Source organism: Aurantimonas sp. A2-1-M11, assembly GCF_036549475.1.
Taxonomy (GTDB): domain Bacteria; phylum Pseudomonadota; class Alphaproteobacteria; order Rhizobiales; family Rhizobiaceae; genus Aurantimonas.
On the sequence record NZ_JAZHLI010000010.1, the window covers coordinates 52,825 to 73,137 of the forward strand.

General features: G+C 63.4%; 24 protein-coding genes. 15 read left to right on the top strand and 9 right to left on the bottom strand.

The window, feature by feature from the left end; all coding sequences use genetic code 11:
- The first annotated feature begins 33 nt into the window (after positions 1-33).
- The 3 genes from VQ042_RS06875 (at position 34) to VQ042_RS06885 (ending at position 2,798) form a co-directional block, all read left to right on the top strand.
- The gene (locus tag VQ042_RS06875; protein WP_442880052.1) at positions 34-582 is read left to right on the top strand and encodes a MarR family winged helix-turn-helix transcriptional regulator; all 549 of its coding nucleotides are present in this window, start codon (positions 34-36) and stop codon (positions 580-582) included.
- Positions 579-1,313 (top strand): response regulator, encoded by a 735-nt coding sequence (locus VQ042_RS06880; protein ID WP_331816908.1) that lies wholly within the window; start codon positions 579-581, stop codon positions 1,311-1,313. The genes VQ042_RS06875 and VQ042_RS06880 overlap by 4 nt, the downstream gene beginning before the upstream one ends.
- Before the next feature lie 189 nt (positions 1,314-1,502).
- Positions 1,503-2,798 carry an ATP-binding protein gene (locus VQ042_RS06885; protein ID WP_331816910.1) on the top strand — a complete coding sequence of 432 codons (1,296 nt, stop codon included), beginning with the start codon at positions 1,503-1,505 and terminating at the stop codon, positions 2,796-2,798.
- Positions 2,799-2,809: 11 nt separating this feature from the next.
- On the opposite strand, the gene VQ042_RS06890 is transcribed toward VQ042_RS06885, so the two are convergent.
- The 4 genes from VQ042_RS06890 to VQ042_RS06905 all read right to left on the bottom strand — a co-directional run bounded on the left by VQ042_RS06890 (position 2,810) and on the right by VQ042_RS06905 (position 5,059).
- Positions 2,810-3,175 (bottom strand): tRNA-binding protein, encoded by a 366-nt coding sequence (locus VQ042_RS06890; RefSeq protein ID WP_331816912.1) that lies wholly within the window; start codon positions 3,173-3,175, stop codon positions 2,810-2,812.
- A 4-nt stretch (positions 3,176-3,179) separates the two neighbouring features.
- Positions 3,180-3,992 (bottom strand): pyrroline-5-carboxylate reductase, encoded by an 813-nt coding sequence (gene proC, locus VQ042_RS06895; protein WP_331816914.1) that lies wholly within the window; start codon positions 3,990-3,992, stop codon positions 3,180-3,182.
- Between the two features lies 1 nt (position 3,993).
- Complete coding sequence (locus tag VQ042_RS06900) at positions 3,994-4,494, bottom strand: YbjN domain-containing protein (RefSeq protein WP_331816917.1); 501 nt, start codon at positions 4,492-4,494, stop codon at positions 3,994-3,996.
- A gap of 280 nt (positions 4,495-4,774) precedes the next feature.
- A complete protein-coding gene (locus VQ042_RS06905; protein ID WP_331816919.1) occupies positions 4,775-5,059 on the bottom strand; it encodes an accessory factor UbiK family protein in 285 nt (94 codons plus the stop codon).
- Positions 5,060-5,343: 284 nt separating this feature from the next.
- On the opposite strand from VQ042_RS06905, the gene lgt reads away from it, so the two are divergent.
- The 12 genes from lgt (at position 5,344) to VQ042_RS06965 (ending at position 16,071) form a co-directional block, all read left to right on the top strand.
- The gene (lgt, locus tag VQ042_RS06910; RefSeq protein WP_331816921.1) at positions 5,344-6,222 is read left to right on the top strand and encodes a prolipoprotein diacylglyceryl transferase; all 879 of its coding nucleotides are present in this window, start codon (positions 5,344-5,346) and stop codon (positions 6,220-6,222) included.
- Between the two features lie 164 nt (positions 6,223-6,386).
- Positions 6,387-7,361: a class I SAM-dependent methyltransferase gene (locus VQ042_RS06915; protein ID WP_331816923.1), complete on the top strand. Its 975-nt coding sequence runs from the start codon at positions 6,387-6,389 to the stop codon at positions 7,359-7,361.
- Between the two features lie 33 nt (positions 7,362-7,394).
- The gene (gene pgeF / locus VQ042_RS06920; RefSeq protein ID WP_331816925.1) at positions 7,395-8,201 is read left to right on the top strand and encodes a peptidoglycan editing factor PgeF; all 807 of its coding nucleotides are present in this window, start codon (positions 7,395-7,397) and stop codon (positions 8,199-8,201) included.
- A 3-nt stretch (positions 8,202-8,204) separates the two neighbouring features.
- The gene (locus VQ042_RS06925; protein WP_331816993.1) at positions 8,205-9,356 is read left to right on the top strand and encodes a M24 family metallopeptidase; all 1,152 of its coding nucleotides are present in this window, start codon (positions 8,205-8,207) and stop codon (positions 9,354-9,356) included.
- Positions 9,357-9,502: 146 nt separating this feature from the next.
- The gene (locus tag VQ042_RS06930; protein ID WP_331816927.1) at positions 9,503-10,309 is read left to right on the top strand and encodes a hypothetical protein; all 807 of its coding nucleotides are present in this window, start codon (positions 9,503-9,505) and stop codon (positions 10,307-10,309) included.
- Between the two features lie 156 nt (positions 10,310-10,465).
- The gene (locus VQ042_RS06935) at positions 10,466-11,398 is read left to right on the top strand and encodes a ribose-phosphate pyrophosphokinase (RefSeq protein ID WP_331816928.1); all 933 of its coding nucleotides are present in this window, start codon (positions 10,466-10,468) and stop codon (positions 11,396-11,398) included.
- Positions 11,399-11,524: 126 nt separating this feature from the next.
- The gene (locus VQ042_RS06940; protein WP_331816929.1) at positions 11,525-12,073 is read left to right on the top strand and encodes a hypothetical protein; all 549 of its coding nucleotides are present in this window, start codon (positions 11,525-11,527) and stop codon (positions 12,071-12,073) included.
- Positions 12,074-12,289: 216 nt separating this feature from the next.
- The gene (locus tag VQ042_RS06945) at positions 12,290-12,949 is read left to right on the top strand and encodes a 50S ribosomal protein L25/general stress protein Ctc (protein WP_331816930.1); all 660 of its coding nucleotides are present in this window, start codon (positions 12,290-12,292) and stop codon (positions 12,947-12,949) included.
- Between the two features lie 44 nt (positions 12,950-12,993).
- Entirely contained in the window at positions 12,994-13,725 is a 732-nt protein-coding gene (gene pth / locus VQ042_RS06950; RefSeq protein ID WP_331816932.1) for an aminoacyl-tRNA hydrolase, read from the top strand.
- A 232-nt stretch (positions 13,726-13,957) separates the two neighbouring features.
- Complete coding sequence (gene ychF / locus VQ042_RS06955) at positions 13,958-15,061, top strand: redox-regulated ATPase YchF (protein WP_331816934.1); 1,104 nt, start codon at positions 13,958-13,960, stop codon at positions 15,059-15,061.
- 90 nt (positions 15,062-15,151) lie between these two features.
- Positions 15,152-15,604, top strand: a complete 453-nt coding sequence (locus VQ042_RS06960; protein ID WP_331816936.1) for a MaoC family dehydratase — start codon at positions 15,152-15,154, stop codon at positions 15,602-15,604.
- The gene (locus tag VQ042_RS06965) at positions 15,601-16,071 is read left to right on the top strand and encodes a MaoC family dehydratase (RefSeq protein WP_331816938.1); all 471 of its coding nucleotides are present in this window, start codon (positions 15,601-15,603) and stop codon (positions 16,069-16,071) included. The genes VQ042_RS06960 and VQ042_RS06965 overlap by 4 nt, the downstream gene beginning before the upstream one ends.
- A 94-nt stretch (positions 16,072-16,165) precedes the next feature.
- Here the strand turns inward: VQ042_RS06965 and VQ042_RS06970 are convergent, their stop codons facing one another.
- The 5 genes from VQ042_RS06970 to petA form a co-directional block, all read right to left on the bottom strand.
- Positions 16,166-16,729 (bottom strand): adenine phosphoribosyltransferase, encoded by a 564-nt coding sequence (locus tag VQ042_RS06970; RefSeq protein ID WP_331816940.1) that lies wholly within the window; start codon positions 16,727-16,729, stop codon positions 16,166-16,168.
- Positions 16,726-17,052, bottom strand: a complete 327-nt coding sequence (locus VQ042_RS06975) for an antibiotic biosynthesis monooxygenase family protein (RefSeq protein WP_331816942.1) — start codon at positions 17,050-17,052, stop codon at positions 16,726-16,728. The genes VQ042_RS06970 and VQ042_RS06975 overlap by 4 nt, the downstream gene beginning before the upstream one ends.
- A gap of 133 nt (positions 17,053-17,185) precedes the next feature.
- Complete coding sequence (locus VQ042_RS06980) at positions 17,186-18,094, bottom strand: cytochrome c1 (protein WP_442880053.1); 909 nt, start codon at positions 18,092-18,094, stop codon at positions 17,186-17,188.
- A 98-nt stretch (positions 18,095-18,192) separates the two neighbouring features.
- Positions 18,193-19,491 carry a cytochrome b gene (locus tag VQ042_RS06985; protein ID WP_331816995.1) on the bottom strand — a complete coding sequence of 433 codons (1,299 nt, stop codon included), beginning with the start codon at positions 19,489-19,491 and terminating at the stop codon, positions 18,193-18,195.
- 17 nt (positions 19,492-19,508) lie between these two features.
- Positions 19,509-20,069, bottom strand: coding sequence for a ubiquinol-cytochrome c reductase iron-sulfur subunit (petA, locus tag VQ042_RS06990; RefSeq protein ID WP_331816997.1), 561 nt, complete (start codon positions 20,067-20,069; stop codon positions 19,509-19,511).
- Between the last annotated feature and the right edge of the window lie 244 nt (positions 20,070-20,313).

Here is a 20,313-nt window from a genome sequence, read left to right on the forward strand (position 1 = left end):
AACCAAATTACGTCAACAGTGCTGACCTATATTGTGGATGCCGCCCTGACCGCCGATGACCGTGCACCGGACGCCGAAGATCTGATCGTACGTGAACCACTCCCTACAAGCGGGGAACTGGACTTCCGGATGATCGAGCTGCTGTTCTTTGCCTACCGCGAATTCACGACCGACGCGGATTCCATTCTGATCCGCTATGGGTTCGGACGAGCCCATCACCGGGTTCTTCATTTCGTCAACCGCGATCCGGGTATGACCATCGCCGAGCTCCTCGACCTCCTTCAAATTACCAAGCAGTCGCTGTCGCGGGTGTTGCGGCAATTGATCGACGGCGGATTCGTGCAGCAAATGCCCGGCGTCGAGGACCGACGCCAGCGCTGCTTGTTCCCGACCGAGCGCGGACGAGCCCTGACACTGGAACTGTCGCGCGCCCAGGCAAGGCGGATCGAGGCAGCGCTGGAGAGTACGGCGCCGGCCGACGCCGGACCGATTGGTGCCTTCCTGATGGAGATGGCAGACGACAGGCCAACGACGCGGGAATGGTTCAAGAAGAAGGGCATCGACCGAAAGGAACCGCTATGACCGAGCTGACGGAGACGAGCGCGACGGCAGGTAGATCGACCGCTCCACTCGGGGATGACGCCCCCCACATCCTCGTCATCGATGATGATCGCCGGATTCGGTCACTCCTGCTGCGGTTCCTCAGCGAACAGCATTTCCGGGTGTCGGTCGCAGCCGATGCGGCCGAAGCCCGGCGGATTCTCGAGGGCCTCGATTTTGATCTTCTGGTCGTCGACGTGATGATGCCAGGCGAAAGCGGCATCGAACTGGTCCGCTCGCTGCGCAGGAACAGGCAAGCACCGATCCTGATGCTGACGGCGCGCTCGGAAACCGAGCATCGCATCGAGGGCCTGGAAGCTGGCGCCGACGATTATCTGGCCAAGCCCTTCGACCCGCGCGAATTGCTGTTGCGAGTCAACAATATCCTGCGGCGCGGCGGCCAGGCGCCGATCCAGAAGCTGGAGCATATCCGATTCGGCCCCTTCACTTTCTCGCTGTCGCGCTGCGAATTGAAGCGGGGCGCGGAAATCATCCGGCTGACCGATCGCGAAAAGGCGATGATGTCGCAATTCGCAGGCAATGCGGGGGAGACAATCCCCCGCCAGGATCTTCTCGGCGACGAGACCGAGGTCGGCGAGCGCACCGTCGACGTCCAGATCAATCGTCTGCGGCGAAAGATCGAGGGCGACCCGGCCAATCCAATGTGGCTGCAGACCGTCCGCGGCATCGGCTACCGCCTCAACACGGATTGAGCGGCCGACATGTCCCTTCTCGGACGACTCATACAGCAACAGCGCCGGTGGATTCAACTTCGGCGCAGCATCCCGGCGTCGCAGAATGATCGCCGGGGCTGGCGGCCACATTGGCGACCGGGCCGGCTGCCCTCACTCGACATCTGGCGCGGTCCGCTGCGGCCGCTCCCGAGGATCATCCAGCGATACATGCCCAAGGGGCTCTACGCCCGCTCGTTGATCATCATCATCGCGCCGGTCGTTCTTCTCCAATGCGTCGTGACGGTTGTGTTCATGGAACGGCACTGGCAACTCGTCACCCTGAGACTGTCGGAAGCCGTGGTGCAGGACATCGCCGCTATCACCGCTATTGTGGAGTCGCGGCCGCTCGCCTCGGACTACAACGACATCATCCGCATCGCTCGCGACAATCTTGATCTCAATGTCTCGGTTCTACCGGCTGAACCGTTGCCGCCGCCCGCGCCCAAGCCGTTCTTTAATATCCTCGACGGCATCCTTAGCGAGGAACTGACCCGTCAGATCGGCCGGCCTTTCTGGATCGACACCGTCGGGAATTCAAAGATCGTCGAGATCCGGATCCGGCTGGACGATCGCGTGATGCGGGTCTTCGCCACCCGCAACTCGGCCTATGCATCCAACACTCACATCTTTCTGGTCTGGATGGTCGGCACATCGCTGGTTCTGATGATCATTGCGGTGCTGTTTCTGCGTAACCAGATCCGCCCCATCCAGACACTGGCGGCGGCGGCTGACGGTTTCGGCCGCGGCCAGCCGATGCCCCCGGACTTTCGCCCGCGCGGTGCCTCGGAAGTCCGCCGCGCATCTCTCGCCTTCATCCAGATGCGCGACCGGATCGAGCGGCAGATGGAACAGCGAACCGCCATGCTGACCGGCGTCAGCCACGACCTGCGCACCATCCTGACCCGCTTCCGCCTGCAGTTGGCGCTGCTTGGCGAAGGCGAGGATCAAGACGAACTGAACGCCGATGTCGACGAGATGCAGCGGATGCTGGAAGGCTATCTGGCATTCGCCAGAAATGAGGCGGCCGAGGAGATCGGCGAGCTCGATCTGGCACCGATGCTGACCAAGTTCCGCAACGAAGCCAAACTGAAGGGCAAGCATCTGGAACTGGTTATCGATGGCGACCCTCGCATTGCCGTGCGTCCGGACTCCTTCACCCGGATGGTGACCAACATCGTGACGAATGCCATGCGCCACGGTGACCAGGTCAAGGTCGCGGCGACCCATGAGGAGCGCTGGCTGACAATCACGGTTGAGGATGACGGACCGGGCGTTGCGGCGGAGCAGCGCGAAGAGGTCTTCAAACCCTTCGTGCGCCTCGACACGGCGCGCAATATCGACAGTGGTGGGACAGGCCTCGGTCTTGCGATCGCCCGCGACATCGCCCGCAGCTTCGGCGGCGATATTCTGCTGTCGGATTCGAAGCTTGGCGGTCTGCGGGCACTTATCCGCGTGCCGGCCTGAGGGGAACCACCCTAATAGAGCCGTCCGCCCTCGGGCACTTGTATGCTTGGACCAATAAGGACAACCTCACCCTCCCTGTCGGGCACGCCGAGAGTGAGCACCTCGGACATCATCGGGCCGATCTGACGCGACGGGAAATTGACGACCGCCAGCACCTGCCGTCCAATCAGCCCCTCCGGCTCGTAGTGCCGGGTGATCTGGGCCGAAGACTTCTTGCGGCCGAGCGGCATGCCGAAATCAATCACCAGTCTGATGGCGGGCTTGCGCGCTTCCGGGAATGGCGCAGCCTCCACGATGGTACCAACGCGTATGTCGACCTTCATGAAATCGTCGAAGCTGATCTGCGGCGACGGGCTTTCGTTCTGCGACGCACTCATCCGGCTATTCCTTCGACAGCGCCTCGGCCCGATCGCGCGCCGCACGAACCGCCCGTTCCATCAGCGGCGCCAGCCCGTCATCGGCCATCAGAACGTCGAGCGCCGCCTGGGTCGTACCATTGGGCGAGGTAACGTTTCGGCGGAGCCTTTCCGGCGTTTCGTCGGAGCGGATCATCAGTTCACCGGCTCCGGCGACCGTGTGGCGGGCAAGCCGCATCGCAAGATCTGCCGGGAGCCCTGCGGCCTCGCCTGCCTTGGCCAGGCACTCGGCGAGATAAAACACATAGGCTGGGCCGCTCCCCGAAACGCCGGTGACGGCGTCAATCAGCATTTCGCTCTCGACCCATTCCACCGGACCATTGGCTGAGAGCAGGCCGTCGGCCATCTTGTGACCAGCCTCGTCGACGCGCTCGTTGGCAAAAGCCCCGGTCACGCCACGGCCGATCAGCGCCGGGGTGTTCGGCATGGCGCGCACCACCGGGTGCTCGCCGAGCAGCGCCTCGATGGCAGCGATCGTCGTACCAGCAGCGATCGAGACGACGAGGCTATCACGCGTCAGCGCTTCGCGCAGATCCGGCAGCGCCGCACCCATCATCTGCGGCTTCACAGCCAGCAACGCGACATCGAAATTGCTCTCAGGCACAGAAGTGGCGTGGCGGACGCCGTAGTGCTCGATCAGCGGACGCAGAGTCTCACCGATCTTGGGATCGACCACGAGCACTCTTGCGGGGTCTAGGCCTTTGTCCAGCCATCCACCGAGCAGCGCCGCCCCCATGTTTCCACCACCGAGAAGCAGGATGTGCTGGGTCGTCGCCATGTCAGGCCTCGCCTTCGGTCTCGAAAAGGGCACAGGCCAGTGCCTCCTTCGCCGACTTGTCAGCCCAGATGACGAACTGGAAAGCCTGATAGAAGCGCTCGCAGCTTTCCAGCGCGCTGGTCAGCATTCGCTCAGCCTGCTGTGTGGTCGGCTCCGCACCGCCGGACAGCAGCAGGGCATGGCGGAACATCACCGCATTCTCGTTCTGCCAGAGGTCGAAATGCCCGAGCAGGAGCTTTTCGTTGATCGACGCGAGAAGTTGCAGCACCTCGGTGCGGCGATGCGCCGGAATTCTGAGGTCGAAGGCGCAGCCCAGATGCAGCGCCTCGATATCCTCGACCCAGGAGAACGATACCGAATAGTCGGTCCACACCCCGGCGACCGCAACCGCAAGTTCGTCGTCACAGGAGCGTTCGAATGCCCATTCACGCGCCGAAGCCACCCATTCGATCATGTCGACCGGGTTGGATTGGCGCAATGAGGCGAATTCAGTCAATTGCATGTAAGTCCCCGTGTCCGCATCGGCAGGATTCCGTTTCCCGCAACGGCTCTCCCACCCGGGGTGTCACACTGCCTCGTGTCGAATCACCCTTATGAATCAGCATATAGACGGGGAGTCGTCGGCTTAAGGGGATTAACGGATAATTCACCGTTCGTCGGATTCGGGCGAGTCGGAGGAGGCCGGCGTCGAGTCTTAAGCGACTCTCGGCAAAGGCTTTTCGGGCGCATTGAACGACGCCCGAAAGTTGTTGATAGCCTGTGGAGAACCAGGCTTTCAGCGATCAGGAGGTAGCGTCACCACCACTCATGCGGGCTTCGAGATCGGCCAGCCGCTTCTTCAGCGCCTCGTTCTCGGTGCGCGCCTTCACTGCCATGTCGCGGACAGCTTCGAATTCCTCGCGCTGAACAAGGTCCATCTGGTTCAGCAACCGCTCTCCCTGAGCGCGGAACACCGTCTCCATCTCTCGGCGAACGCCCTGCGCGGCGCCCGCCGCATCGGTCATCACCCGCGCGAACTCGTCGAGCATCCGGTTGGGGCCTTGGCGGCCGGGGCCTGTCCTGGACATAGGTGGTCTCCGCTTTGCGTTGTCACGCCTTCTGTTCAAGTTGCAGGTAGAGAGCGCCTGGGGCGATGGCAATGGCGCCGGTGTTGCGGCGGATCGCTGTGCGTTCGCTGTTCCAGCGTCATCTCGTTTGTGCAAAAGAACGAGAGGTTGAAAGTCGCGCGGGGCTGACATTTGCTCGCCGTGGCGTTCCAGCGTTGTGTGGCTTGACCCTTCCGGTGCCTCGGGCCAAGGTCGCGCGGCTTCATCAAGGGCGCCAGGCGCCGACATTTCTGCACGGCGGACTGATGCTCACCCTCCCCTATTTCGGTGTTCTCACCTATCCGCAGATCGATCCGATTTTCCTCGATCTCGGCCTGATCCAGCTACGCTGGTACGGCCTCTCCTATGTGGCCGGCATTCTTTGCGGCTGGCTCTACGGACGGCATCTCGCAGGCAACACACGGCTCTGGCCGAACGGCGTTTCGCCGATTACCAAGCTGCAGATCGACGACTTCATCCTCTACATCACCATCGGCATAGTCCTTGGCGGTCGGCTCGGCTCGGTGCTCTTCTATGATTTCGAGCGCTATGCCGCCGATCCGCTGGCGGTGCTCAAGGTGTGGGAAGGCGGGATGGCGTTCCATGGCGGCCTGATCGGCGTCGTCGTGGCGATTGCGGTGTTCTGCCGGGTCTACAAGGTGCCGCTCTTCAGCCTCGTCGACATTGTCGCAGCATCCGTGCCGTTCGGCCTGTTCTTTGGGCGGATCGCCAATTTCATCAATGGCGAATTATGGGGCGCCCCGTCCCTGGTGCCCTGGGCCATGGTCTTTCCCGATGCAGGCCCGATGCCCCGGCACCCGAGCCAGCTCTACGAAGCGCTTCTGGAAGGCGTGTTGCTTTTCATCGTCCTGCGGATTGCGACCCATCATTTCAAGATGCTTGGCCGTCCGCGCTTCGTCGGTGGCCTCTTCCTTGTTGGCTATGGCTGTTCGCGAATCTTCGTGGAGTTCTTCCGCATGCCCGACGTCCAGCTCGGCTATCTGTATGGCGGCTGGCTCACGATGGGCATGCTCCTGTCGATGCCGATGCTGGTCGTCGGCATCTGGGCCATGGCGACCGCCAAGCCCCGCGCATACGAGCCCGGACCGTTGGAGGACGACGAAGCGGGCACTGCCCGGCCGTGAACCCTCTCGCCCGCAAGATTGCCGAGCACGTGCAGGTCGAAGGCCCGCTCGGCCTCGACCGCTACTGGAACTTTGCCCTCTACGATCGCGAGCACGGCTATTATGCCCAGCGCGACCCGTTCGGCCGTAGCGGCGATTTCGTAACGGCCCCCGAGGTCAGCCAGATGTTCGGCGAGCTTCTCGGCGCCTGGGTCGCGTCCGCCTGGGTAGCGCTTGGCCGACCAGATGAATTCCTGCTGGTCGAATGCGGACCCGGTCGCGGCACAATGATGGCCGACATGTTGCGGACGCTGCGTTCGGTCGCGCCAGACTGCATGAAGGCCGCCGACGTCCGGCTGGTGGAGACCAGCGACCGGCTCACCGCCAAGCAGGCACTCACGCTGGGACGCTTCGACCTCCCCATCCGCCGGGTGCGCCGCATCGAGGAGTTGGAACGCCGTCCTATGATCGTCATCGCTAACGAACTTTTTGATGCCGTGGCGATTCGGCAATATGTCTTCGACGGCAGCGAATGGCGCGAGCGTTGCGTTTCGGCGACCGATAGCGGACGCTTCGAATTCATCCTGTGCGAGCTGCGCCCACAGGTCGGGCAGGCCGCGAAAGCGATGGGACTGGTTGAACCAAAAGCTGGCGCCGTTTTGGAAATATCTCCGGCCCGCGAACGGATCGCCGCCACGCTCGCCGAGCGATTGGCGACAGATGGCGGGGCAGGTTTGTTCATCGACTATGGCCATGCCCGAAGCGGCTATGGCGATACGCTGCAGGCGATGCATGGCCATGCCTTTGCCGACCCGCTCGACCGTCCAGGCGAGAGCGACATCACCAGCCATGTGGATTTCGACCGGATCGCCGCACCGTTTTACGCGGCCGGGCTTTTCGTCTCGCCGACCGTTACGCAGAGCGAATTCCTGCTTTCGCTCGGCCTCATCGAGAGGGCTGGCGCCCTGGGCGCCGATCAGGACGAGAGGACACGGGAAGATATTACCCGGGCCGTCCAGCGGCTGGCCGGAACCGCTCACAACGAGATGGGTCAGATTTTCAAAGTCTTATGCGCCGCCTCGCAGCCCATGGCGTTGCCGCCCTTCGGCCTGAACGAGGCAGATTTACCGGGCGCGGCGGTCGAGCGGACAGCGGATTGACTTAACCCTGCCGCTCGACCACGATCCCGCGCCATGTCCGAAATCCAAAGCCGATCCGCCTCGCCGCTGCCTGATTCCGCCGTCATCCGTTCGGACAGGCTGGCGGGAACCGGCATCGCCCATGCATTCTTCACCCGAACCGGGGGTGTCTCGGAAGGGATTTATCGCGGCCTGAATGTCGGGGTCGGGTCAAATGATCGGCCTGAACACGTCGCCGACAATCGCGAGCGTGCCGTCGCGACGCTGCAGTTGACAAGCAGCGATCTTGCGACGCCTTGGCAGGTGCATTCGGCCGACGCCGTAGCAGTCGACGCCCCCTTTTCCGGCGAACGTCCGCGCGCCGACGGCATCGTGACCAGTCGCCCTGGCCTTGCCATCGGCGTCGTGACAGCGGACTGCGGGCCGGTACTCTTTGCCGATCCCGAAAACCGGGTCGTCGGCGCGGCTCATGCCGGCTGGCGCGGCGCGCTTGGCGGTGTGCTGGAGGCGACGATAACCGCGATGGAAGGGCTCGGCGCCACGCGCAGTTCGATCCGCGCCGTGCTGGGGCCGACGATCACCCAGCCCAATTACGAAGTCGGCATCGAGATGGTCGCCGAGTTTCTCGACGCCGACCCCGAGCGCGAACGTTTTTTCCGGCCGGGTCGCGCTGCGGACAAGCGCCAGTTCGACCTGCCGGGATTCATTGTCTCCCAACTTGCAGCCAGCGAGGTCGACGCCAGCTTCATCGGCCGTTGCACCTATGGCGAACCGGACCGGTTCTTTTCCTTCCGGCGGACCACGCATCGCGGCGAGCCCGACTACGGTCGCCAGCTTTCTGCCATCGCCATCGCGGAGTAACGTCTGATGCTGCATTTTTCCCGCGACGAATTCGACGCGCGCCGCGACCGGCTGGTGCTGGAAATGGGCGAGCAAAAGCTCGACGCCATGATGCTGTTCGCCCAGGAGTCGATGTACTGGCTGACCGGCTACGACACGTTCGGCTTTTGCCACTTCCAGTGCCTGGTAGTGAAGGCCGATGGCGAGATGCGGCTTTTGACCCGTTCTGCCGACCTTCGTCAGGCACGCCATACCTCCACGCTGGAATCGATCACCATCTGGCGTGACCGCGGCAATGCCGATCCGGTCATCGAATTGCGCGACATGCTCGACGACATGGATCTTCTCGGCGCCAGGATCGGCGTCGAATGGGCCACCCACGGGTTGACCGCATCCTATGGCCATTTGGTGCAGGAACGGCTCGGCTCCTTCGCTTCACTGAAGGAAGCCTCGAGCCTCGTGCCACTGCTGCGGGCGGTGAAAAGCCCAGCGGAGATCGAAAAGGTGCGCGAGGCCGCGCGGCTTGGCGACGACGCGTTCGAAACGACCATTCCGCTGATCAAGGCCGGCGCCAGCGAAGCCGACATTCTGGCAGCCCTGCAGGGCGAAATCCTGCGCCAGGGCGGCGACTACCCGGCCAACCCGTTCGTCGTCGGCTCGGGCCGCGACGCATTACTCTGCCGCTACAAATCGGGACGACGCAGTCTCGACGCCCAGGACCAGTTGACGTTGGAGTGGGCGGGCGTGAAGGCACAATACCACGCCGCCCTCATGAAGACGGTGATCGTGGGCCGCCCGACCGAGCGGCATCTGGAACTGCACGCGGCGGCCAGGGAGGCACTGGAAGCCGTCGAGGAGGCGATGGTGCCGGGCCACAGCTTCGGCGATGTCTTCGACGCTCATGCGGCGGTCATGGAAGCCCACGAACTTGTGCGCCATCGCCTGAGCGCCTGTGGCTATTCTCTGGGCGCACGCTATGCGCCGTCCTGGATGGACACACCGATGTTCTTTTCAGGAAATCCGCACCCAATCGTGCCCGACATGACGCTGTTCGCGCACATGATCATCATGGATTCCGACAGCGATACCGCGATGACACTCGGCCGAACCTATCTGACGACCACTGGCGCTCCGGAGCCATTGTCGCGGCTCTCGCTCGATCTGACGACGGTCTGATCGCACCGGCGCATTCCGGCTGTGCCAAAGTATGGGCCTGCCCGACGGCAGATCGAGGCATATCGACAGTCTTTTAACGTTATCTTGCGACTCCCGGTCCACGTTCCCATCGAACGCTTGGCCGTCATACGCAAGGAACGAGCTCCGTGGAATTCAATCCCCGCCGCAGCGTACCGATGATCGCCCTGACGCTCGGGATGGCGAGCCTCGGGGGTGGCCTGTCCGGATGCACCGAGGCTTCAATGGATTTCGGGCCCGATGGCCCCGTGCCGAGCGTCGGCATCGGGTCGCCGGGCACCGGATCGATGAGCGCGGCCGCACCGACCCGGCAGTTCGCCTCCGCAATGCCGCCACCGGTCGCCAGCAGCACGATGGGCTATCCGCCGCCCGCCATGTCGCAACAGCAGCAGTTCCCGCCCCAGCAAGCCTATCCGCCGGTGCAGCAGCAGCCGGTCACGTCGGCACCGATCGCGCCCGTCCAGCAGTCGGGCGGGACGCCCGCCCCTCAATTGCCTTCCCCTCCCGTGTCCACTGCCGCCGCTCCGGCGACGCTTGCGGCGGCGCCTGCGCCCGCCATGGCAGGCCAAAGCGTCGGTGAGGTGCAGTTCCTGCCGTTGGTGGGCGCACCCGAGGAGAAGGCCGTCCTTCTGGCCCGCGCTCTTTCCGAGAGCGCGGCTGCCAAGGGCGTTTCGATTCGCCCGGCCGCCGAAGCCCCGTCCAATGTGCGTCTGAAGGGCTACTTCTCCGCATTCAATGACGGCACCTCCACGACGCTCGTTTATGTATGGGACGTCCTCGATGCCAACGACCAGCGTGTTCGTCGCATCCAGGGACAGGAAAGCGTCCCGGGCGCAGCCGCTGATCCGTGGTCGGCCATTGATCTGCCGACACTGGCTGCCGTCGCCGATCGCACCCTCCAGGAGGCCGCGCAGATCGACTTGGACGCCGGCTGACCTCCTCGCATCGGCGCTGCGTTTCTTCCCGCATTGCGAAATACGGCGGGTTGAAGTTTCGCGCGATGTTGATATGAGCCCGTGCATCGACGGGATGACCAACCGAAGCGGCACTGCCACGCCGTCTCGACCGTACCCGCTATCGGAAAGAACGCGATGAAACTCTTCAGCGGCAACTCCAACCGCGTCCTGGCACAATCCATCGGACGTTATCTGGAATTGCCACTCGGGGAGGCCATGGTGCGGCGCTTCGCCGACCAGGAAGTCTTCGTGGAGATCAAGGAGAACGTCCGCGGCGAGGACGTCTTCATCGTCCAGTCGACCTCCTATCCGGCCAACGATCATCTGATGGAATTGCTCATCATGATCGATGCCATGCGCAGGGCTTCGGCCAGGCGCATCACCGCCGTCCTGCCCTATTTCGGCTATGCCCGACAGGACCGCAAGGCCGGTGGACGCACTCCGATCTCGGCCAAGCTCGTTGCCAATCTGATCACCGAGGCGGGCGCCGACCGCGTGATGACGCTCGACCTGCATGCCGGGCAGATCCAGGGTTTCTTCGACATCCCGACCGACAACCTCTTTGCCGTCCCTCTGATCGCGCGCGATGTGAAAGGGCATCAGGATCTGTCGAACCTGATGGTCATCTCGCCCGATGTCGGCGGCGTCGTCCGTGCCCGCGCCCTTGCCAAGCGGCTCGATGCGCCGTTGGCCATCGTCGACAAGCGCCGGGATCGCCCCGGCGAGTCGGAGGTGATGAACATCATCGGCGACGTGACCGGCCGCAACTGCATCCTGATCGACGACATCATCGATTCCGGCGGAACACTCTGCAATGCGGCGGACGCCCTGGTGCAGGCAGGCGCAAACAGTGCCTCTGCCTATATCACCCACGGCGTGCTCTCTGGCGGCGCGGTCTCGCGCATCACCGCTTCCAGCCTGAAGGAATTGGTGATCACGGATTCGATCCAGCCGACCAAGCCGATCAGCGATGCTCCGAATATCCGCGTCGTGACGACCGCCAACCTGCTCGGCGAGGCCATCGCTCGCACAGCGTCCGAGGAGTCGGTTTCGAGCCTGTTCGACTGAGGCTGCCCGGCGCGGATCGATCCGCGTCCCTTGCTCCCTTTGCCGCATTGGATCGATGCGCTGGCGACAGACCCCCGATCGCGCTAGAATGGCCCCTCGGCCAGACTGGGCTCCGGACAAGCCGCCATGTTCGCGCGATTGGGAAAGTTCGGGTTTCGGGGACTTGTGGCGACGCTCGTCGCTCTCGTTGCCATCCTTTTTGTGATCGGCCTGCTTACCCGGGAAACCGAAGCCGACCGGCCTTACCTGCGGATTGCCGGGACCGGTTTCATCCTGAATTACCGCGAAGCTGAAGCCTTTTATGGGTTTACTGCATTCGTACAGCGCCCGGTGAAGAGCTATTCCCGAATAGAGGCACTATTCGAGAACCCAGCCGGTGGCCCGCCGATCCATGTGAGCGAGACGCTGACGGCGCGCACGACGCGTTACGGCCTGCGCACGCCGCCGCTTCGCGGCATCGTCAAGGACAAGCCCTACCGCATAGACGTGCGTCTGGTTCAGAACGGCGACGGAGCGGTACTGTTCGAGGACAGCTTCACGGTGGCTTCGCAGATGTCGGATGCGGTGTTGCCTCCGGCGCCCCTTACCGTCGGCCCGGGCTATGCCCGCAATCCCGAGCTGCCGCAGGGGTGGAAGGCGTCGATCGAGGACGGGCCCGACACGCCCCGACCGTAAGGTCACTCGTCCCCGTTTGGAAAAGCCCGGCGACATGCAACCGCTATTAGGAAGACCGTCGATCTTGTCCCTTGGCGCGCCTTGGGTTATAGGCACGGCGTCCGCGCAGACACCCTTGGAGGCAGCGCGGAGTTGGGCGGTCCTTCGCAGGTCCGCTTTTCGTCGTTTCAGGCACGCTGTCTGACCGACCACCTCACAGCACAAAGGACAATTGCCATGAGCGAGACCTTTACGGTCAAGGCCGAGGCGCGCGAGAAGGTCGGCAAGGGGGCCGCCAGACATCTTCGCCGCAGCGGTATGATCCCCGCAGTCATCTACGGCGACAAGCAGGACCCGCTGCCGATCGCCATCCCCTACAAGGAAACCTTCCTGGCGCTTCACGCCGGCGGTTTCATGACCCACGTTGCGACCATCGAGGTCAACGGCCAGAAGATCCAGGTCCTGCCGAAGGACTATCAGTTGGAGCCGGTCCGCGACTTCCTGATGCATGTCGACTTCCTGCGCGTTTCCGAAAAAACCCGCGTGACGGTCAACATCCCGGTGCATTTCGAGAACGAGGAAGCATCCCCGGGTCTCAAGCGCGGCGGTGTCATCAACATCGTCCGCCACGAGGTCGAGGTCCATGCCCCGGCCAGCGAGATCCCGGAGAACTTCACGCTCGACCTGACCGGTCTGGACATCGGCGACTCGATCCATGCATCGGCGCTTACACTGCCGAAGAACGTCGAAGTGACGATCACCGACCGCGACTTCACGATCGCGACGATCGCAGCCCCCGCGGCGCTGCGCTCCGAGGACGACGAAGCAGCCGAGGCCGAGGCTGATGAGGTCGAGGCCACCGAGGTCAACGAAGACGAGTCCGACGAGGACAAGTAAGTCCCGGACTCGGCTGAACGCCAAACGACTGAAGGAGCCGGGTGATGTTGCTAATCGCAGGATTGGGCAATCCCGGCTCCCGCTATGCCGGCAATCGCCACAATATCGGGTTCATGGCGCTCGACGAGATCGTGCGCGACCCCGCCTTCTCCCCCTGGTCGAAAAAGTTTTCGGCAGACATCTCCGAGGGCCAGATCGGCGGCGAGAAAGTCGTGCTGCTCAAACCCCAGACCTTCATGAACGAGTCCGGCCGGTCGGTCGGTGACGCCGCGCGCTTCTTCAAGCTGGAGCCCTCGCAGATCGTCGTCATCCACGACGAGTTGGACCTGCCGCCCGGCAAGTTGCGGGTGAAGACCGGCGGCGGCAATGGCGGCCATAACGGCCTGAGATCCATCGACGCCCATCTTGGCACCAAGGACTACCGGCGCGTGCGCATGGGCATCGGCCATCCTGGCAACAAGGACGCCGTCTCGCCCTATGTGCTCAGCGACTTCGCCAAGGTCGATCGCGAATGGCTTGAGCCGTTTATCGAGGCGGTCGCGCATCATGTCGACAGTCTCGCCAAGGGCGAGGATGCGATGTTCATGAACAAGGTGAGCCTGGCCACCGGATCGAACGAACCATCTGGCGCCAAGGGCTCCGCGGCCACCGGTGCGGCAGGCACAGCCAAGGCACGCAGTCACATTCGCCAGGCGCGTGGTGCCCCACCGCAGGTCAAGGTTCCGGAAAAGGGACCGATGGCGGACATGCTGAAGCGGCTTTTCGGCAAAGACTGAGCCTTGCTCTCCTGCATGGGTGCATGGGTGCATGGTAAGGCTGTTTCGGTCGAGCTGCCAGCCGCGCCCGAAAGTAGCCATGCCATCTTGGAGCCGCTCGGGCGTCCCATTTGCCGCCGGTACCGGACACTCCGAACCCCTCGCAGTTGACCCTCCGCCGCGAAGCCGGCAAACAGCGGCCAAGATCGACGCGGCATGCGTCGGACACGACAATCTTCGAAGGACCAACCCCATGGGTTTCAGATGCGGGATCGTCGGCCTGCCGAATGTCGGCAAGTCGACGCTGTTCAATGCTCTCACCAAGACGGCGGCTGCAGCTGCCGCGAACTATCCATTCTGCACGATCGAGCCGAATACCGGCGACGTGCCGGTGCCAGATCCGCGACTGAAGGACATCGCCGGCATCGCCAAATCGGCGAACATCCTGCCGACGAGAATCACCTTCGTCGATATCGCAGGCCTAGTGCGGGGCGCTTCCAAGGGCGAAGGCCTCGGCAACCAGTTCCTCGCCAACATTCGCGAGGTCGACGCGATCGTCCACGTGTTGCGGTGCTTCGAGGACGACGACGTGGTCCACGTAGAAGGCCGGGTGGATCCGGTCGCCGACGCCGAGACGGTTGAGACTGAACTGATGCTGTCCGACCTGGAGAGCCTGGAGCGCCGCATCGTGGCGACCCGCAAGAAGGCCACCGGCAAGGACAAGGAAGCAATGCAGGCCCTTCCCGTCATGGAAGCCGCGTTGGAGAAGCTCCAGAATGGCGAGCCGGTGCGCGTGCTTCTGTCCGGTATGGATTCCGAGGAACGGAGCGAGTTGAAGACGCTCAATCTCCTGACCTCCAAGCCTGTGCTTTATGTCTGCAACGTCGCCGAGGACGACGCAGCTGGCGGTAACGAATATTCGAAGGCCGTCGCGGCAATGGCCGAGAAGCAGGGCGCCAAGAGCGTCGTGATCTCGGCGGCGATCGAAGCGGAGATCGCGCAATTGCCGGGCGAGGAAGTCGGCGACTATCTGGAAGCGATGGGGCTCACCGAGCCGGGTCTCGACCGGTTGATCCAGGCTGGCTATTCGCTGCTCGACCTGATCACTTATTTCACTGCAGGCCCCAAGGAGACCCGTGCCTGGACCGTGCGTCGCGGCGCCAAGGCTCCCCAGGCCGCGGGCGTGATCCACACCGATTTCGAGAAGGGCTTCATCCGGGCCCAGACGATCGCCTTCGACGACTTCGTCTCGCTCGGCGGCGAAGTTGCGGCCAAGGACGCCGGCAAAGCTCGCGACGAGGGCAAGGAATATGTCGTTCAGGACGGCGACATCCTGATGTTCAAGTTCAACAACTGAACCTGTGGGCGGTCGCGCCGCCGGAGTGGCCCCGGCACAGCCTGAGAATGCTTGGCATGATCGTCGATCTGCCGCCGCCAGGGGGAACGGATGCGCACATATGAGGATTTCACCGAGGGGCTCGAGATCGACCTGCGTCCCTATGAGGTGACGCGGGACGAGGTGATCGCGTTCGCACGCGAATTCGACCCCCAGCCCTTCCATCTCGACGAGGATGCGGCGAAGGATACGCTGCTCGGCGGATTGTCGGCATCGGGCTGGCACAGTTGCGCAATGATGATGCGCATGATGGCCGACAGTTACATCCTCGATTCCTCGTCGCAGGGGTCGCCGGGCGTCGACTTCGTCAGATGGAGGCGTCCCGTCCGGCCGGGCGACGTGCTCAGCGGCACCGCACGGGTGCTTTCGCGCCGGTTGTCGTCGAAACGTCCGACCCTCGGCATCCTCAAGATCTCGACGGTTCTACGCAAACAGACCAACGATATCGTGCTGGAGAGCGAGTACACGCTTCTCGTGCTGACCCGAGACGGTGTCGCAGAATGACCTTCTGGGACAGCCTGACCGTCGGGGAAGCGCGCATTCTCGGCTCGCACATATTCGCGGCCGACGACATCAAGCGCTTCGCCGCAAAATTCGATCCACAGCCGTTCCATCTCGACGAGGTCGCAGCGAAAGGCTCGGTGCTCGGTGGCCTGTGCGCCTCCGGCTGGCACACGGCTGGCGTCTGCATGCGGCTGAACGTCGAGAACCAGGTCGCCTTTGCCAAAGACTGGATTGCTGCCGGCAACCGACCGCCACGGATGGGCCCCTCCCCCGGCGTCACGAATCTGCGCTGGCCCAAGCCAGTCTATGTTGGCGACACGATCACCTTCACCCAGACCCTGACAGCCAAGCGCGCGTCTGGGAGCCGTCCCGGGTGGGGCGTCCTGGAGTTCACCACGCTGGGCGTCAACCAGCACGGCGAAACGGTGTTTTCCTTTGACGGGGCGGCATTCTGCGGGACTGACTGACGGGACGCCGACGGGCGCTCCGGGAGGCCAGCATAAGCTGCAGCACCTCGTCCTGGTTCGCGGCCGACCTCCGAGCGGGCCAGCTTGGAGGGCTTCAGTCGCCTTCGAAAGCGACCAGCGTCCTTACTTCCACGTCCAGCGCCTCCAGCCGACGCCGTCCGCCGAGATCCGGCAGATCGATGACGAAGCAGGCGGCGACGATCTCCGCGCCCAGTTCCCGCAGCAGCTTCACTGCGCCTTCGGCTGTGCCGCCCGTCGCGATCAGATCGTCGGTCAACAGAACGCGTTGACCCGGACGCACGGCGTCACGGTGCATCTCCATCTCGTCGACACCGTATTCCAGACTGTATGCGACCCGGATCGTCTCGTGAGGCAACTTCCCCTTCTTGCGGATCGGCACAAAGCCAGCCGCCAACTGATGCGCCAGTGCCCCACCCAGGATGAAACCGCGGGCCTCGATGCCTGCAACCAGATCGACCCGCTCGTCCCGGTGCCCGTCGACCAGCGCGTCGATCGCACCGCGGAAGACCTCGGCGTCGGCGAGAAGGGTCGTGATGTCCCGGAACTGGATACCCGGCTTGGGATAGTCCGCAATCGTGCGGATCGCAGCCGCGAAATCGATGGCTCCGTTCGTGCCACCTGCCGATCGTGCGCTCACGCCCCGTTCTCGCTCTCGATGGTCTGGATCACTTGAAAGCCCTCGAATTGCGGATGGCCGTCATAGAGCGGGCGGGTGCCGCCGGCCTTGCCGTGGGCGGCACGAAACGCTTCGGACTTCGTCCAGGCCTCGAAGGCCGCGTGATCGCGCCAGATGGTGTGGGACGCGTACAGCGTATGCGCCTCACCGGCTGGACCCTTGAGCATGTGAAATTCAACGAAGCCCGGCACGTCCTGCAATCGAGATTCCCGGCGCAACCAGAGATCTTCGAACTCCTGCTCGGCCCCGGGGAGGACCTTGAATCGGTTCATGGCGATGTACATCGAACGCCCTTTCCTTGGCTGACGGCATGCGGATCGGTCGTCGGACAGTGAATCACGGCCCGGTGTTCTGGCACAGGAAAAAGGGGGCCGTAGCCCCCTCAAGTTCCTCGTTATCTGAGACTCCCGCGCACGTTCAGTGCGGCGTGCCGGCCCAGACGCGACGCTTGACCAGGAACAGCATCGCCGCAAACACGATCAGGAAAACCATGACCACAAGACCGGTCGCCTTGCGCTCGACGAGGTGCGGTTCGGCTGCCCACATCATGAAGGCCGTCACGTCGCGGGAGTACTGATCGACCGTCTCGGGCGCGCCGTCCGGGTATTCGATCAGTCCGTCCGACAACGGCGGCGGCATCGCCAGTGCCGGGCCGGAAATGAAGTAGGGATTATAATAGGTGCCCGGTTGGATATCGAGGTCCGCCGGTGCCTCTTCATCATAGCCGGTCAGAAGGGCGTGGATGTAATCCGGTCCACCTTCAGCGTACTGGGTGAAGATGTCGAAGACGAAGGTCGGGAAGCCACGCTCCACGGCGCGCGCCTTGGCAAGCAGTGAGAAATCTGGCGGATGCGCACCGCCGTTCGCTGCGGCCGCAGCTTCCGGGTTCGGGAACGGCGCCGGGAAATGATCCGCCGGCAGTCCGGCCCGTTCGAACATCTCGCCGGAATCGTCCGGGCCGTCCTGGACCTGGTACTCGGCTGCGAAGGCCTTCACCTGGGCTTCGCTGTAGCCGAGGTCGGTGAGCGTGCGCATCGCCACGAGGTTCATCGAGTGACAGGAGGCACAGACCTCCCTGTGAACCTTCAGGCCGCGCTGGAGCTGGCCGAGATCGTAGCGGCCGAACGGTCCGGCAAAGCTCCAGTTCATTTCTTCCGGCTTGCGAAGCGGGTAGTGCGGCGTCTCGCTATGCCCCTCTTCGGCCGCGGCTTCGTGCTCCGCCTCGGCTTCCGCGGCGCCATCGGCCGGCTGGGCCTCTGGTGCGGCGGCATTTTCGGCCGGAGCTTCGACCGCGGTCTCGGCGTCCTGAGCCACCGCCACCGACATCGACATCGACATCGACATCGAGGTGGTGAGGAGGCCGGCCGCGAGCAGGGCTGACAATAGTCTGTTCATGGGAATGTTCTCTCCGAAGCCGTCCGAGCTCAGCCTTTGGTCTCTGGTGAAGCAGTGGCGCCGGCCGGGTGACCGCTGCCGCCATGCTTGGCGAGCACGGCCTCCGTGATCGAGTTCGGCAACTTCTTCGGCTTCTCGACGAGGCCGAGGATCGGCAGGATGATCAGGAAGTGCGCGAAGTAGTAGATCGTGCCGATCAGGGCGAGCGTCGGATAGATGCCCTCTGCCGGCTTGGCGCCAAGCCAGCCCAGGAACACGCAATCCGCGGCGAAGACCCAGAACAGCACCCGATAGATCGGACGGTACACCGCCGACCTCACCCGCGACGTATCGAGCCATGGCAGGAAGAACAGCACGATGATCGAGCCGAACATCACCAGGACGCCGCCGAGCTTGGAGTCGATCGGGCCGATATTGAAGGTGATGGCGCGTAGCATCGCGTAAAATGGCAGGAAGTACCATTCGGGAACGATATGAGCCGGCGTCTTCAGCGGGTTTGCTTCGATGTAATTGTCGGGGTGGCCGAGGAAGTTCGGCAGGTAGAAGACGAAATAGGCGAAGATCGCGAGGAACACGACCATCGCGAAACCGTCCTTCACGGTGGCGTGCGGCGTGAACGGCACCGTGTCCTTCGAGGACTTGATCTCGACGCCGGTCGGGTTGGTCTGGCCGGTCACATGCAGCGCCCAAACGTGCAGGATGACGACGCCGGCGATCATGAAGGGCAGCAGATAGTGCAGCGAGAAGAAGCGGTTCAGTGTGGCGTTGTCCACCGAGAAGCCGCCGAGCAGCAATTGCTGGATCGGCTCGCCGATCAGCGGGAAGGCGGTGAAGAAGCCGGTGATCACCGTCGCACCCCAGAAGGACATCTGGCCCCAGGGCAGAACGTAGCCCATGAAGGCGGTCGCCATCATCAGCAGGAAGATGATCACGCCGAGGATCCAGAGCACCTCACGCGGCTGCTTGTAGGAGCCGTAATACAGTCCGCGGAAGATGTGCAGATACACCGCGATGAAGAAGAACGAGGCGCCGGTGGCATGCATGTAGCGCAGCAGCCAGCCCCAGTTCACGTCCCGCATGATCTTTTCGACCGACTCGAACGCGATGGCCGAGGATGCCGCGTAGTGCATCGCCAGCACCACGCCGGTCAGGATCTGAGAGATCAGGAAGACCGCAAGGATTCCGCCGAAGGTGTAGGCGTAGTTCAGGTTGCGCGGCGTCGGATAGGCCACGAAGGAATCGTAGACGAGGCGCGGCAGCGGCAGACGGGCGTCCAGCCACTGCATGACGCCGCTCGACGGAACATAGGAAGAATGACCACTCATGATGTCTACCCTCTAACCGATCAGCCGATGCGGACGGTGGTGTCGGACGTGAACGTGAAAGGCGGGATGTCCATATTGGTCGGCGCAGGTCCCTGCCGGATACGGCCGGCCGTGTCGTAATGCGAGCCGTGGCAGGGGCAGAACCAGCCATCGAAATCGCCGGCCTGGCCAAGCGGAATACAGCCGAGATGCGTGCAGACGCCGACCATCACCAGCCATGCTTCCCGGCCTTCAGCCGCGCGGTTCTCGTCGATCGCCGGCGCGTCGCCTGGAATATTGGCGTTGCGCGCGATGGGATCCTTGAGCTCGTCGAGTGGGACTTCACGGGCTTCGGCGATCTCGGCTTCCGTGCGCTGACGGATGAAGATCGGTCTGCCGCGCCATTTTGCTGTGATCGACTGACCCACCTCGACCTGGCTGACATCGACGTCGATCTCGGCTAGGGCGAGCGTCGCAGCATCCGGGTTCATCTGGTCGATGAACGGCCAGACGAACGCCGCCGCGCCGACAGCGCCGACCGCGCCCGTGGCGATGTAGAGGAAATCCCGGCGGCTGGGTTCGGTGGTTTCGTTGAGGCTCACGGCGGCTGCCACTCCTTGACTGATCGTACGCGGATCGTCCCGCTTGTTGCGGATTCGGACCCGTGCGGCAAGAGGAGACACGACGCAAGATCGCCACGCTCCTGACAGGATTACGATTTCGGGCGGTTCTATGCGCGAACCCCGCCGCTTGTCCAGACTGGAAGGGCTCCAGGGTCCAAGTGTCGCTGTCGTGTCACAAGCTTCACGGCAGTCCGGGCCTTCGTGGAGCCCGACGGCGGTTTTG